The sequence below is a fragment of the Serratia silvae genome, from assembly GCF_023282985.1.
Lineage (GTDB): Bacteria > Pseudomonadota > Gammaproteobacteria > Enterobacterales > Enterobacteriaceae > Chania > Chania silvae.
In genome coordinates, this window is sequence record NZ_JAGQDC010000012.1 from 150,339 (window position 1) to 165,038 (window position 14,700).

The 14,700-nt window shown below is 55.3% G+C and carries 13 protein-coding genes and 1 tRNA gene; 2 read left to right on the forward strand and 12 right to left on the reverse strand.

Annotated features, from left to right (window positions below; translation table 11 throughout):
• Positions 1-4: 4 nt before the first annotated feature.
• The 6 genes from ilvD to KAJ71_RS15550 all read right to left on the reverse strand — a co-directional run bounded on the left by ilvD (position 5) and on the right by KAJ71_RS15550 (position 6,512).
• Positions 5-1,855: a dihydroxy-acid dehydratase gene (ilvD, locus tag KAJ71_RS15525; protein WP_248946569.1), complete on the reverse strand. Its 1,851-nt coding sequence runs from the start codon at positions 1,853-1,855 to the stop codon at positions 5-7.
• Between the two features lie 203 nt (positions 1,856-2,058).
• Positions 2,059-2,985, reverse strand: a complete 927-nt coding sequence (ilvE, locus tag KAJ71_RS15530; RefSeq protein WP_021181823.1) for a branched-chain-amino-acid transaminase — start codon at positions 2,983-2,985, stop codon at positions 2,059-2,061.
• Between the two features lie 21 nt (positions 2,986-3,006).
• Positions 3,007-3,264: an acetolactate synthase 2 small subunit gene (gene ilvM, locus KAJ71_RS15535; protein ID WP_248946570.1), complete on the reverse strand. Its 258-nt coding sequence runs from the start codon at positions 3,262-3,264 to the stop codon at positions 3,007-3,009.
• Positions 3,261-4,907, reverse strand: coding sequence for an acetolactate synthase 2 catalytic subunit (gene ilvG, locus KAJ71_RS15540; protein WP_248946583.1), 1,647 nt, complete (start codon positions 4,905-4,907; stop codon positions 3,261-3,263). Before ilvG ends, ilvM begins: the two co-directional genes overlap by 4 nt.
• Positions 4,908-5,048: 141 nt before the next feature.
• Complete coding sequence (gene ilvL, locus KAJ71_RS15545; protein WP_071681478.1) at positions 5,049-5,147, reverse strand: ilv operon leader peptide; 99 nt, start codon at positions 5,145-5,147, stop codon at positions 5,049-5,051.
• 132 nt (positions 5,148-5,279) lie between these two features.
• Positions 5,280-6,512: an MFS transporter gene (locus KAJ71_RS15550; RefSeq protein WP_248946571.1), complete on the reverse strand. Its 1,233-nt coding sequence runs from the start codon at positions 6,510-6,512 to the stop codon at positions 5,280-5,282.
• Positions 6,513-6,855: 343 nt separating this feature from the next.
• Between KAJ71_RS15550 and KAJ71_RS15555 the strand changes: the two genes are divergently transcribed.
• Positions 6,856-8,379 carry a YifB family Mg chelatase-like AAA ATPase gene (locus KAJ71_RS15555; protein ID WP_248946572.1) on the forward strand — a complete coding sequence of 508 codons (1,524 nt, stop codon included), beginning with the start codon at positions 6,856-6,858 and terminating at the stop codon, positions 8,377-8,379.
• A gap of 28 nt (positions 8,380-8,407) precedes the next feature.
• Here the strand turns inward: KAJ71_RS15555 and KAJ71_RS15560 are convergent, their stop codons facing one another.
• Positions 8,408-8,746 (reverse strand): MaoP family protein, encoded by a 339-nt coding sequence (locus tag KAJ71_RS15560; protein ID WP_021181829.1) that lies wholly within the window; start codon positions 8,744-8,746, stop codon positions 8,408-8,410.
• A 119-nt stretch (positions 8,747-8,865) separates the two neighbouring features.
• Here KAJ71_RS15560 and hdfR point away from each other — a divergent pair, with 119 nt between their 5' ends.
• A complete protein-coding gene (gene hdfR, locus KAJ71_RS15565) occupies positions 8,866-9,696 on the forward strand; it encodes an HTH-type transcriptional regulator HdfR (RefSeq protein ID WP_248946573.1) in 831 nt (276 codons plus the stop codon).
• 4 nt (positions 9,697-9,700) lie between these two features.
• Here the strand turns inward: hdfR and yjfF are convergent, their stop codons facing one another.
• The 5 genes from yjfF to KAJ71_RS15590 form a co-directional block, all read right to left on the reverse strand.
• Positions 9,701-10,693, reverse strand: a complete 993-nt coding sequence (gene yjfF, locus KAJ71_RS15570) for a galactofuranose ABC transporter, permease protein YjfF (protein ID WP_248946574.1) — start codon at positions 10,691-10,693, stop codon at positions 9,701-9,703.
• On the reverse strand, positions 10,690-11,712 hold the full coding sequence (gene ytfT / locus KAJ71_RS15575; protein ID WP_311295014.1) for a galactofuranose ABC transporter, ATP-binding protein YtfT: 1,023 nt from the start codon (positions 11,710-11,712) through the stop codon (positions 10,690-10,692). The genes yjfF and ytfT overlap by 4 nt, the downstream gene beginning before the upstream one ends.
• Positions 11,709-13,223 carry a galactofuranose ABC transporter, ATP-binding protein YtfR gene (gene ytfR / locus KAJ71_RS15580; RefSeq protein ID WP_248946576.1) on the reverse strand — a complete coding sequence of 505 codons (1,515 nt, stop codon included), beginning with the start codon at positions 13,221-13,223 and terminating at the stop codon, positions 11,709-11,711. The genes ytfT and ytfR overlap by 4 nt, the downstream gene beginning before the upstream one ends.
• 22 nt (positions 13,224-13,245) lie before the next feature.
• Positions 13,246-14,202 carry a galactofuranose ABC transporter, galactofuranose-binding protein YtfQ gene (gene ytfQ / locus KAJ71_RS15585; protein ID WP_021807362.1) on the reverse strand — a complete coding sequence of 319 codons (957 nt, stop codon included), beginning with the start codon at positions 14,200-14,202 and terminating at the stop codon, positions 13,246-13,248.
• Between the two features lie 296 nt (positions 14,203-14,498).
• Positions 14,499-14,574, reverse strand: a tRNA-Trp gene (locus tag KAJ71_RS15590).
• Positions 14,575-14,700: the final 126 nt, after the last annotated feature.

The window sequence follows — 14,700 nt, forward strand, 5'->3', positions numbered from 1 at the left end:
GTGGTTAGCCTCCCAGCTTGCTCTTGTCCCGCACTGCGCCTTTATCGGCACTGGTGGCCAGCGTAGCGTAAGCACGTAACGCATAAGATACCTGGCGCTCACGCGCTTTCGGTGTCCAGGCCGCATCACCGCGTGCCAGTTCCGCCTCACGGCGTGCAGCCAGTACGCTCTCCGGCACATCCAGCACCATGCTACGTTTCGGAATATCGATATCGATCATGTCCCCTTCCTCCACCAGCGCAATCAGGCCACCGCTGGCCGCTTCCGGCGAAACGTGACCAATGGATAAACCGGAGGTGCCGCCAGAGAAGCGGCCATCGGTGATCAGCGCACAGGCTTTACCCAGCCCCATGGATTTCAGATAGGTGGTTGGGTAGAGCATTTCCTGCATGCCCGGCCCGCCTTTTGGCCCTTCGTAGCGGATCACCACTACGTCGCCTGCCACTACTTGGCCACCCAGGATCGCCTCAACGGCCGTATCCTGGCTCTCATAAACTTTGGCTGGCCCACGGAAGGTCAGGTTGTCTTGGTCCACACCTGCGGTTTTAACGATACTGCCGTCTTCCGCCATGTTGCCATACAGTACCGCCAGGCCACCCTCAAGGCTGAATGCGTTTTCCAATGAACGGATACAGCCATCTGCGCGATCGTTGTCCAAGGTGTCCCAACGGCAGTCTTGAGAGAATGCCTGGGTGGTACGGATACCTGCCGGGCCTGCGCGGAACATTTTCTTCACGGCCTCATCCTGGGTGAGCATGATGTCGTACTTTTCCAGAGTCTCTGGCAGCTTCATCCCCAGGATGTTATCCACATCGCGGTTCATCAGCCCAGCGCGATCCAGCTCGCCAAGAATGGCCAGTACGCCACCGGCACGGTGTACGTCTTCCATGTGGTATTTCTGAGTGCTTGGCGCCACCTTGCACAGGTGCGGCACTTTGCGGGACAGGCGATCAATATCCGCCATGGCGAAGTCGATCTCGCCTTCCTGCGCTGCCGCCAACAGGTGCAGCACGGTATTGGTGGAGCCGCCCATCGCAATATCCAGCGTCATGGCGTTTTCGAACGCGGCCTTGTTGGCGATGCTGCGTGGCAGTGCGCTCTCATCGTCCTGCTCGTAGTAACGCTTGGTCAGTTCAACGATGCGCTTACCGGCGTTCAGGAACAGGTCTTTACGATCGGCGTGGGTCGCCAGCAGTGAGCCGTTACCCGGCTGGGACAGGCCCAACGCTTCGGTCAGACAGTTCATGGAGTTGGCGGTAAACATCCCGGAGCACGAACCGCAGGTTGGGCAAGCGGAACGCTCGATCTGCGCGCTGTCGGCGTCGCTGACGTTCGGGTTGGCACCCTGGATCATTGCATCGATCAGATCCAGCTTGATGATTTTGTCGGAAAGCTTGGTTTTACCGGCTTCCATCGGGCCGCCGGAAACGAAGATCACCGGAATATTCAGGCGCAGTGACGCCATCAGCATCCCTGGGGTGATTTTGTCACAGTTGGAGATACACACCATCGCATCAGCACAGTGGGCATTCACCATATATTCCACCGAGTCGGCGATCAGCTCGCGCGACGGCAGAGAATAAAGCATGCCGCCGTGGCCCATGGCGATCCCATCATCCACCGCAATGGTGTTGAACTCTTTGGCAACGCCGCCGGAGGCTTCGATCTGTTCTGCAACCAACTTGCCCAGGTCGCGCAGGTGCACATGGCCCGGCACAAACTGGGTGAAGGAGTTGACCACCGCAATAATCGGTTTGCCGAAATCGGCGTCGGTCATCCCGGTCGCGCGCCATAATGCGCGGGCACCCGCCATGTTGCGGCCGTGGGTGGTGGTGGCGGAACGGTACTTAGGCATGCTCTTCACTCCAAAAAATAGTCATTTTACGGATGGCGAACGAACCACCCGTCTAGTCGTGTCTGATCTGCTATTTTTACCCTATGGATTTCGAACTGCAGCTAGGCGGCAAGCTCACTCATCCCCTGGAGCTTACTTTTAGTAAGCGACAGGGGTGAGTGAGCGCAGATAACAACGCTGCAGTTTGAAAGACGACGGATAAATTATTGGTTAACTGGGTCCAGCCACCCATACTTGTCTTCGGTTTTTCCGCTGAACAGGCCAAAGAACGCCTGCTGGATCTGCTTGGTAATTGGGCCGCACTTGCCGATCCCCACCTGAATGCCATCCACGCTGCGCACCGGCGTGATTTCCGCCGCGGTGCCGGACATAAACACTTCGTCCGCCAGGTACAGAGACTCACGGGAAAGCACCTGCTCGCGCACTTCGAAGCCCATGTCTTTTGCCAGCTTGATAATCGCGTCGCGCGTGATACCAGGCAGAGCGGAAGAGGTGAACGGTGGAGTAAACAGCACACCGTCTTTCACTTCAAACAGGTTTTCGCCTGCACCTTCAGAGATGTAGCCGTGAACGTCCAGCGCGATACCTTCCTGATAGCCGTGGCGGCGTGCTTCGCTGCCCACCAGCAGTGAAGAAAGGTAGTTACCCCCGGCTTTCGCCGCGGTAGGAATGGTGTTCGGTGCCACACGGTGCCAGGAAGAAACCATCGCATCGATACCTTGATCCAGCGCTTCTTCACCCAGATACGCGCCCCAAGGAAACGCCGCGATAATCACGTCGGTTTTATAGCCAGCCGGTGGGTTAACGCCCATACCAACATCACCAACAAACACCAAAGGACGAATATACGCGCTGACCAGATTGTTTTTACGCAGCGTGGCACGGCAGGCTTCCATCAGCTCATCGACGCTTTGCGTTACCGGCATGCGATAAATTTTGGCCGAGTCATGCAGACGTTGCATATGTTCACGGTGGCGGAATACTACCGGGCCTTTATGGGAGTCGTAGCAGCGAACTCCTTCAAATACCGAAGTCCCATAATGCAGCGCATGCGACATTACGTGAACCTTGGCATCGGCCCAGGGAACCATCTCACCATTGAACCAGATATAATCGGCTTTCTTCGTCATTGTTCTGTTCCTTCTGCGCAATCAGGCGCGTATTTGTTGTGATGATTGTTGCTGGATCTCAACGCTGGAGACATCCATCAGTTTGCTTAACTGAGATGACAGTAAATCCACAGGGCGCTGGCTGGCAACGGTCAATTCAATATTAATATCGCCGCTATTACTGCCCGAAGCCATATTCATCGCACAGACCTGGAAGCCACGGTGACGGACAACGCGCAATACGCGCTCTAACATTTCAGGGCGGAAGCGGGCCTGGATCGAGAGTTGATGCTGCATCATGATACTTTCTCCAACATGGTTTCGTTGCCTGCGCCCGGCGGTACCAGCGGCCAGACGTTCTCGAGTTCATCAATGGAAACCTGCAGCAGATAAGGCCCTTCGCTGTTAAGCAAGGTATCGAGCGCGTCTGCGACCTGGTCTTTGCGGGTAATACGTTGGCCGGGGATGCCGAAGGCGCTGGCCAATATCAGGAAATCGGGGTTATCGGAGAGGTTGGTTTCGCTGTAACGCCCATCAAAAAACAGTTGCTGCCACTGGCGAACCATCCCTAAACGCTGGTTATCCAGTAACACGATCTTCAGCGGTAACTGTTTGCGTTTGATGGTGCCAAGCTCCTGCACATTCATCATGAAGGAACCATCCCCAGACACGCAGATCACCATGTCCTCCGGGCGCGCCATCTGCGCACCTACCGCTGCGGGGATACCGAAGCCCATCGTCCCCAGCCCGCTGGAAGTAATGAAGTTCTCTGGGCGTTCAAAGCTCATGTGCTGCGCGGTCCACATCTGGTGCTGGCCCACGTCGGTGGTCACCACGGTATTGGCCGGTTTACGTTCAGACAGTTGCTTGAGCAGCAACGGAGCATAGATCGGTTGGCCCGGATGGTCGTAACGCCAAGGGTGGGTTTCTTTCAGCTCCACCACCCGTTGCAGCCAAGGGGCGATCTGCATTGGCTGTTGCAGCGCTGGCAGCAACGTTTTCAGATCCCCTTGCAGGGCTACATGCGCCTGACGCAGCTTGCTCATTTCCGCCGGATCGATATCCATGTGGATCACCTTGGCCTGCGGCGCAAAGGCGTTCAACTTGCCGGTCACCCGGTCGTCAAAACGTGCGCCCACGGCGATCAGCAAATCACACTCCTGCACGGCAAAGTTGGCAGCTTTGGTGCCATGCATACCCAACATGCCGAGATAATACGGATGGTTGGCATCCGGCGCGCCCAGGCCTTTCAAGGTCGCCACGGTTGGGATTTGCGTCAGCTCGACAAATTCCCGTAATGCCGGGACTGCCTGCGCCATCCCCACGCCACCGCCCACATACAGCATCGGCTTCTGCGCCTGTGCCAGCAGCTGCGTGGCCATAGCCAGCTCCGCCGTAGGATGTTCAAACGGGTCTTCTACCGGCATCAGATGAGGAGGCAAATCGCCCAGCGCCAGTTGGATGTCTTTCGGGATGTCGATCAGTACCGGGCCTGGGCGGCCGCTGGTGGCGATGGCAAAAGCCTCTGCCATGATCCCTGGCAGCGCTTCCAGCGACTCCACCAGGAAACTGTGTTTGGTACAGGCCAGAGACAGGCCCAGAACATCGATCTCCTGAAAAGCATCGGTACCGATAAGCGCAGAGCCTACCTGACCGGTGATCGCAACCACTGGCACCGAGTCCAGCAGCGCATCCGCCAACCCGGTGATCAGGTTGGTCGCGCCAGGGCCAGAGGTGGCGATACAGACGCCAACTTTGCCGCTGGAACGGGCATAGCCAATAGCCGCAATCGCCGCACCCTGCTCATGACGACACAGCAGATGTTCAACCCCGCCGTCATACAACGCATCGTAGACCGGCATGATCGCACCACCGGGATAGCCGAATACCTTGTCTACCCCCTGTGCACGCAACGCTTGAACTACCCACTGAGCACCATTCATGGTTATTTCCCCGCCTTGCTGCGGGAAATGCAGGATTTTATTCTGTTGGTCATTCTCTGCTCCTTGTTCACATTTTCTTGGCATAAAAAAACCCCCGAACCTTTTGGGTGCGGGGGTTATCTTGCGATTCCGGCTTGTTTTCTAAGCCTTTCTTCGTCCAAGTGCAGCCCCGCACGGTGGGATAATAATCACCACCACGCTAATCACGACTAGGCTAATCACTTGGGCTAGGGCTTTCATAATCGGGTTTTTCACTGTGCTCGTTTCGAACTAATACCTACAGAGTTACCATAGCAGCCGGTAACATGACAACACTTTTTTGCGTTATTATTCGGCACCGCCTGGTCAACGCTGCAACAAAGTGCATTAAATTCAAACGTTAACACCGGCACCAGGCGCTTTACTTTCCACCGCGATCGCTTTACCGCGCGTATCCTTACCAAAATACACCAGCACCGCGATCACGATCGCCACCGTCCCGGCGATCATCGCCATCGCCAGACCGTAGTTTTGCCCATGATGTTCCGCAATCGTGGCCTGCAAGGTGGCATTCACCGAAGCAATCAGGTTACCCAGTTGGTAAACAAACCCCGGCAGCACCGCGCGAGTATTCGCTGGCACCAGTTCGTTGAGGTAGGTTGGGATAACCCCCCACGCGCCCTGCACCATAAATTGCATCATGAATGCCCCCAGCCCCAGCATCAGCGAACCGCTGGCGAATGCCCACAGCGGGATCACCGGTAACGCCAGCAGGGCCGCAATAATAATGGCTTTCTTACGACCAATTCTTTCCGACAGGGCACCAAAGAAAATACCGCCGATAATGGAGGCAATATTGTAGCTAATGGCGATGATACTGACGGTTTTAGGATCGAAACCGTGTTGAATTTTCAAGAAAGCCGGATACATATCCTGGGTGCCGTGAGAGAAGAAATTAAACGCCGCCATCAGCAGTACCAGATAGAGACACAGCTTCCAATGGCTCTTCAGCACTGGCAGTAAGGCAGTGCTTTCTTTGCGTGCCCGCGCCGCCAACCACACCGGCGACTCTTCCACACAGAAGTAGATAAAGGGCAGCAACAGGATAGGTGCGGCCCCGATCACGAACATGCCGCGCCAGCCGACCACTTCAAACAGCAGCCCGTAGGCCACCGCCGCCAGCAAATAGCCAAACGGATACCCTGCCTGGAAGATACCGGACATCAGTCCACGCGAACGGTCTGGGATGCTTTCCATCGCCAGCGAAGAAGCCACGCCCCAGATGCCCCCCATCGCCACGCCGTAAAGCACGCGCAGCAACAGAAAAACGGTCAAAGAAGGAGCGGCCGCCGACAACAGCTCAAATACCGAGAAAAACACGATATTCAACATCAGGATCGGTTTACGGCCATACTTTTCCGCCGCACGGCCAAAGATAAGCGCACCAATCGGGCGCACCGCCAGCGTCAGCAGGATCGCCAGGGTGACTTCTTCCATCCCTACCTGAAAAGCCTGAGCAATATCGCTGAGCAGGAAGACCAGCACAAAGAAATCGAAAGCATCGAGCGTCCAGCTTGCAAAGCTGGCAATTGCCGCGTTGCGTTGCTGCGGAGTCCAACCAAACATAGTGTTATCCCTACCGTAGAGTACGAGGTCATAAGGTTTAGCGGCGGCCGCAGCGTGTGCGGTAGCGGTCGGGGCTTTGTTAATGAGGTGATTTTTTATTTTAAACAATTGTTAAATACACCCATTAGCCCTGCTGTTGCAACTTGGTTAGCTTGCTAATGTGTTTCAGCTTTCCCGTAATTGTTAATGGGTATTACAGTGAAATGCGTACCGGCTCGAAAAATAGCAATAACATGATGAAATAAATTACTTTTAATTTTGTAGCACTACGCAGTTTGATGATTATCAGTGCGCGGCCATCCGGCAGTTCCCGCATCATGTTGCCTTCAGCGAGGAGAGCAATATGTCACTGGCGGTAATCTATACCCGTGCCACGATCGGCGTGCAGGCGCCTTCGGTCATGGTTGAAGTCCATATCAGCAACGGATTACCCGGCCTTACACTGGTCGGCCTGCCGGAAACCACGGTGAAAGAAGCCCGTGACCGGGTACGCAGCGCACTGATCAACAACGGCTTCACCTTTCCGGCCAAACGCATCACCGTCAATCTGGCACCGGCCGATTTGCCGAAGGAAGGGGGGCGCTATGATTTACCCATTGCGCTGGCCATTCTGGCGGCCTCAGAGCAGCTGCCCGCAGATAAGTTGGCGCACTATGAGTTCCTGGGTGAATTGGCGCTTTCTGGCGCATTGAGGGCGGTGCACGGCGCCATTCCGGCGGCAATAGCGGCAGCCGAGGCTAAGCGTGAGCTGATCCTCGCAGCGGCCAACGGCAAAGAGGCGGGGTTGCTTCCCAACAGCACGACCCGAGTTGCGGAACATTTGCTGGAGGTTTGCGCTTTTTTGCAGGGTAAGGGGGATCTGCCGATCGCCGTAGCGCCTCCTGCGGCTGCCACGTCAACGGAAACTGCCGACCTGCAGGAAGTCATTGGCCAAGAGCAGGCAAAGCGAGCGTTGGAAATTGCCGCAGCCGGGGGCCACAACCTATTGCTGCTTGGCCCCCCGGGTACCGGCAAAACCATGCTGGCCAGCCGCCTCAACGGCTTGCTGCCGCCGTTAAGCGACCAGGAGGCGCTGGAAAGCGTCGCCGTTGCCAGCTTACTGCATCACCCAGATGAAACCCTGCCATGGCGCCAGCGGCCGTTTCGCGCCCCGCACCACAGCGCTTCGATGGCTGCCCTGGTTGGGGGCGGCTCCTTGCCGCGGCCAGGGGAAATCTCCATGGCGCACAACGGCGTGCTGTTTCTGGATGAGTTACCCGAATTTGAACGGCGAGTATTGGATGCGCTGCGTGAGCCACTGGAATCCGGTGAAATCGTCATCTCCCGCGCCAGCGCCAAGGTACGCTTCCCTGCCAGGGTGCAGCTGATTGCGGCGATGAACCCCAGCCCAACCGGGCACTATCAGGGCATACACAACCGCACGCCACCACAGCAAATCTTGCGCTACCTCGGCAGGCTTTCCGGCCCCTTCCTCGATCGATTTGATTTATCGATTGAGGTGCCACTGCTGCCTCCAGGCGTACTGGCCAAGCAGCACCATGCGGGGGAAAGCAGCCAACAGGTTCGTCAGCGGGTGCTGGTGGCGCGCGAACGGCAGCTGGCACGGGCTGGTAAGGTGAATGCGCTGTTGAGTAACCGCGAGGTGGATCGGGATTGCCATTTGCCTGCAGCGGAAGCGGAGTTTTTGGAGAAAACGCTGAGCCAACTGGGATTATCGGTTCGAGCCTGGCATCGTATCCTGAAAGTGGCACGCACGCTGGCCGATTTGACGGGGGAACAACAGATTGATAAACGCCATCTCAGCGAAGCGCTCAGCTATCGCAGTATGGATCGCCTGCTGCTGCAGCTACACCGCAGCCTAGAATAAAAAATGGGGCCGAATGACCCCATGATGATCAATCGTCGCTTTCAGTGTAGTCTTCTACCGCATCAGCCTGCGGCTTGCCACCTGACAGCGTATGGAATTTTTTCGGGCGGCGGGTGCGCGCCAGATATTTAGACCATACTTTTTCTTGCTCGGTTACCGGTTCACGCTCACCGCGACACACTGCAACGAACAACTGCTCTTCTTCAGTGGCTGGCTGGCGCTTGCCAGCATCCAACTCGTTGAACGCATACCCGAAACGCTCTAGCAATTGCGCTTCTTTAATGGTGAAATCGCCGTGACGGGAGAACCCGCGAGGATAGTTTTTATTATCAAAAAAACGACTGTTGGTGGTGAAGCTATCCGCCATCTGACACGCTCCTAATTCTCTCATGGCCGTGCTGTTTATGGCGCGGAGTATTAGATAGGCTTGACATCGTGTAAAACAAAACATTTAAATCTTAACGATAAAAAATTTTGGAGATAGGTGTGGACACCGAATTACTGAAAACCTTTTTGGAGGTCAGTAGAACACGACACTTTGGCCGCGCAGCGGAATCCCTGTACTTAACGCAGTCTGCAGTGAGTTTCCGTATCCGCCAGCTTGAAACTCAATTAGGGGCGAATTTATTCACCCGTCACCGCAACAACATCCGCCTGACGCCTGCAGGAGAGCGGCTGTTACCCTATGCCGAGAGCCTGATGAACACCTGGCAACTGGCAAAGAAAGAGGTGGTGCGATCGCTACAGCACAGCGAACTTTCTATCGGTGCCACCGCGTCACTATGGGAGGCTTACCTAACGCCTTGGCTACAATCGCTCTACCAGCAGCGGGAGGCCTTGCAGCTGGAAGCCAGAGTGGCATTGCGCCATTCTTTGGTGAAGCAGCTACATGAAAGACAGCTCGATTTGCTAATCACTACCGAACCGCCAAAGATGGATGAACTGGCCAGCCAGCTGTTGGGTAACTTCTCGCTACGGCTGTTTTCCTCGTCGCTTCGCGACAGGCCAACCCCAATGCCTTACATCAAACTGGAATGGGGTGCCGATTTTCACCAGCAGGAAGCCCGCATGCTTGAGGGCGATAACGTGCCCGTTCTGACCACCACTTCGGCACATCTGACGCGCCAATTGCTGGAGACGACCGGCGGCTGCGCATTTCTCCCCAGCCAGTGGGAAAAAGAGTACCCTCAGTTGATCGCTGTTGCTGACACCCAGCCGATCATTCGCCCGCTTTATGCCGTCTGGCTGCAAAACAGCGACCAGCAGCCGTTAATCCGCCAACTGCTGAAAATAATACCTTTAAATACCGCAACCTGAGCCGCTATGACGGCTTCAGGCGTGGATGGCGGGGTTTCTCCCGTCTGGTCTGCCAAAAGGCGCTCATCGCCTTCTGGAGACCGATAAAGCAGAAAAGCAGGATGCCGATGACGATTTTTGTCCACCAGGAGCTGAGTGAGCCATCGAAAGTGATGTAACTCTGGATTAAGCCCTGGATCAACACGCCAAACAAGGTGCCCAAAATGGTGCCGACGCCGCCGGTCAGCAACGTTCCCCCAATGACGACCGCCGCAATGGCATCCAGTTCGACACCACTGGCAGCCAGCGCGTAACCGGCGGACGTGTATAGCGAGAAGACAATGCCGGAAAGAGCCGCCAGCGTGCTGGAAAGCATGTAAATCTGGATGGTGGTACGCCGCACTGGCACTCCCATCAGCGCAGCAGAGACCGGATTACCACCGATGGCATAGACGTTATGGCCAAAACGGGTGCGATGCGCCAAGATCATACCCATCGCCACGACCAGCAACATCACCAACGCCAATAAGGTAAATCGGCCACCACCGGGGACTTTCCAGGCATAGTTTGCCAGCGTGGCATACAGCGGGTGATCAATTGGCAAAGACTCTTCCGAAACGATAAAACTCATGCCGCGTACGAAGAACATTCCCGCCAGCGTGATGATAAATGCAGGTAATTTCAGCACGTCAATGATCCAGCCCATCAGCGCACCAAATGAGGCTCCCATCAGCAAGGCAATGACAAATGCATAACCTGGAGCAATACCATAAGTGCCTATCAGCTTGGCCAACAGTACACCGGTAAAGGCGATCACTGACCCCACCGAAAGATCGATTCCACCTGAAAGGATCACAAAAGTCATGCCCACGGCCACAATGCCGAGAAAGGCGTTGTCGGTCAGCAGATCGCACCAGACGCGGCTGGAAGCAAAGCTGGGGAATTGGCTAAGGCAAAAGGCATAGCCCAGCAGGAAAACCGCGATAGTGATCAATAGGGGAAGGTTACGTTTCATCATGATTTACGTCTCCGCCACAGCCGCTGTAATGACACACTTGGGGATTGCACCAGCAGTACGGCTAATACCACCACCGCTTTCAACACCAGGTTAAACTCCGGTTTATAGCCCGAAAGCAGAATGCCAGTATTCATACCTTGAATGATTAATGCCCCCACTACCGAAAGCAGCAGATTAAAACGGCCACCCAGTAGTGACCCACCGCCAATCACCACGGCCAGGATCGCATCCAGTTCAAGCCACAGGCCCGCATTGTTGGCATCCGCACCGCGGATATCCGCCGTAACGATAACCCCTGCCACCGCCGCGCACAGGCCGCAAATGATATATACCGCAATGATCACCCAGCGAGTACTGACGCCAGCATTACGTGCTGAGCGCAAATTGATACCGACAGCCTCAATAAACAGCCCCAAAGCGGTTTTGCGTGTCAGTAACCAAATCAGCAACAGCATGACGGCAGCAATGATCACCGGCATCGGCAGATACATCAGCGCACCGCTGCCAAGCTTGGCTAATCCTTCACTCTCAAAGGTGACGATTTGCCCTTCGGTAATCAACTGCGCGATACCGCGCCCGGCCACCATCAACATCAAAGTAGCGACGATCGGCTGAATTTGCAGCACCGCGACCAAGAAGCCGTTCCACAGACCACATAACGCCCCCACCGCTAATGCGGCCCCCAGGATGTAAGCTAATGGGTAGCCAGCGCTGGTCATGGTAGCGGCGGTTGCCCCGGCAATCGCCATCACCGCACCGACGGAGAGATCAATACCACCGGTGGCGATCACTAGCGTCATACCCAAGGCAAGCAGCGCAACGGGGGCACCGCGATTAAAAATATCAATCAAGCTGCCGAACAGGCGGCCATCCTGAATATGGATTGAAAAGAAATGGGGAGCGACCAGGCTATCGATAAGCAAAATTACCGCCAGCGCCCCCAACTGCGTCGCTCCCGCGGGCATTACCCACCTTACTTTGCGCGGTCCACCGGTCATGGGAAAACTCCTGTGGTTCATGCTGCCCCCTGTTGCACAGCAATGGCCTGCATAATAGCGGGAACCGTAATGGCATCATGCTCAAGCTGCGCCACATGTTTTCTATCGCGTAATACCACGATGCGATCGGCATAACCTGCCAGCTCTTCCAACTCGGAGGAGATAACCAGCAGTGCCAACCCTTCTTCACAAAGCCGCTCAATGAGGCGGATAATTTCCGCATGGGCCCCTACGTCAATGCCACGCGTTGGCTCATCCAGGATCAGGAAACGGGGTTTAGTCGCCAGCCAGCGGGAAAGCAGCACCTTCTGCTGGTTACCGCCGGAAAGGTACTGGATTTGCTGCTCCGGCCCCGGTGTGCGGATCCCCAGCAGTTTGATGAAATCCTCCGCAATTCGGGTTTGCTCGCGTAGCGGGATAGGCCGTAACCAGCCACGTTGCGCCTGCAATGCCAGAATAATGTTTTCCCTCACCGTGGCCGCGCCGACAATGCCGTCGGTCTTACGATCTTCTGGGCAATAACCAAATCCCAGGCTAGCCGCTTTACGGGGCGTCGGGATCGCTACCGTTTTGCCCTCAACCTTCGCTATACCTTTATCCCGAGCCTTAATACCGAAGATCAGTTGTGCCGTCTCGGTACGTCCCGATCCCAATAAACCAGCCAGGCCGACTATTTCCCCAGGCCGGATCGCCAGATCAAAAGGTTCAACCATGCCGCGTCGGCCATAGCCGCTAAACTCTACTAACGGCGGGGCCTGCACGACCTGATGTTCGCTGCGTTTGAGCAGCGTCTCATCAAAACTGTGGCCAAGCATCATCTGCACCAATTCGAGCCGTGGTAGCTCGGCGGTGACACGGGTCCCGACCAGCTTGCCATTACGCAACACCGTAATACGATCACTGATGCGGTAAACCTGTTCGAGAAAATGGGTGACGAAGATCATCCCCATTCCCTGAGTTCGCAGTTGGCTGAGAATATCCAGCAGCATGGTGACTTCCTTGGCATCCAGGCTGGCGGTGGGTTCATCCAGGATCAGCACCTTGGCGGAGAGATCGACGGCGCGAGCAATTGCGACAATTTGCTGAATAGCGATAGAGTAGTTACCCAGCGGCTGGCTGACATCCAGCGGTAAGCCATAGCCTTCCAGCAGCTTACAGGCATTACGCAACATGGTTTTTTGATCGATCAGGCCAAAACGGGTAGGTTCGCGGCCGATAAACAGATTGGCGGCCACCGAGATATTAGGCAACAGGTTAACTTCCTGATAGACGGTACCAATCCCCAAAGATTGCGCCTGGGCCGTATTCTGTGGCGCAATCGCGGTGCCTTCTAGCCAGATCTCACCGGCGGAGCGTTGGTAAACACCGGTCAATGCCTTAATCAACGTGGACTTGCCCGCGCCGTTTTCCCCCAGAAGCGCCACCACCTCACCGCGCTGGAGTGTGAAATCAACCTGCTCTAGCGCTTTGACTCCTGGAAACTCCACGGATAACCCGCTTATCGCCAATAATGCTGCCTGAGGTGTGACCATTATCTGCTCCGCCTGTTAACGATCAATATCCCATGCTTTTCTTCATATCATATTCCTGCCTGGCCGTTTCAGGCTGCAGCAGTTTCGACTCGGTCTGGATAAATTTCTGTGGCTGTGTACCGTCTTTTTTCAATGCAATCAGGGCATCAAACGCAGGCCCTGCCATATTTGGCGTCAGTTCAACCGTGGCGTTAGCTTCCCCTTCCATCATCGCTTTAAAGATATCTGGTACGCCGTCGATGGAAACTACCTTGATCTGCGAACCCGGCTTGAGGCCAGCTTCTTTGATCGCCTGGATGGCACCAATGGCCATATCGTCGTTATGTGCATAAACGGCACAGATATTTTTGCCGTTCTGTTCAGCCTTGATAAAACTTTCCATCACTTCTTTACCCTTGCTGCGAGTAAAGTCACCGGACTGCGAACGGATGATTTTGACGTTGTCGGCAGAGGCAATACCATCCGCAAAGCCTTTCTTGCGGTTAATGGCCACGCTGGCCCCGACGGTGCCTTGTAGTTCCACCACGTTACAGGGCTTGCCCGCAACGGCTTTCACTAGCCATTCGCCTGCGACCTTCCCTTCATGGACGCTGTCAGAAGCGACGGCTGCGGTATACAGCGAGGGATCGTTCACTTCGATCATGCGATCAAGCAGGAAGACCGGAATTTTGGCCTCTTTTGCTTCTTGCAATACCGGAGTCCAACCGGTGGCCACCACTGGCGCAATGAAAATGGCGTCAACGCCCTGAGCAATAAAGGATCTCACCGCCTTGATCTGGTTTTCCTGCTTTTGCTGTGCATCGGCGATTTTCAGCGTAATACCCCGTTTTTCCGCCTCCTGTTTCGCCACTTTGGTTTCTGCCGAACGCCATCCTGATTCAGAACCAATCTGAGAAAAGCCGACAACCAAGGGGGCAGCCTGTGCCGCTCCCATCAACACACCGCTTACGGCGGCCGCTAACAGTAAACGCTTAACCATGTTTTTCTCCTCGCTCTGCCTGAATCGGTCAGACAGAGATGGCTGTGGGTGTATTCGCTTTCATCGAGTGAGCCCAAAAACTCGTGGGGCTTATAAGGTGTAGTTGAAATACAGGGAGGAATGATGAGCGATATCACAGCGCGGGATTACAACCATTTTGTGCATAGATACAGCTAGAAATGTCTAAATTGGGAACGATTTCGGCGGGAATTTTGTACGCGTTAGCGGGAGGACGGTCAATTTTAGGTACGTAGAAAGCAAAAAAAACCCTTCGCTTTCGCAAAGGGTTTCTAATATGGCAGGGGCGGAGAGACTCGAACTCGCGACACCCGGTTTTGGAGACCGGTGCTCTACCAACTGAGCTACGCCCCTAAATTACGCTTAACATTATGCCTGCTAAGAGTAGCAGGCATAATTTAAATAAGTGGCGGAACGGACGGGGCTCGAACCCGCGACCCCCTGCGTGACAGGCAGGTATTCTAACCAACTGAACTACCG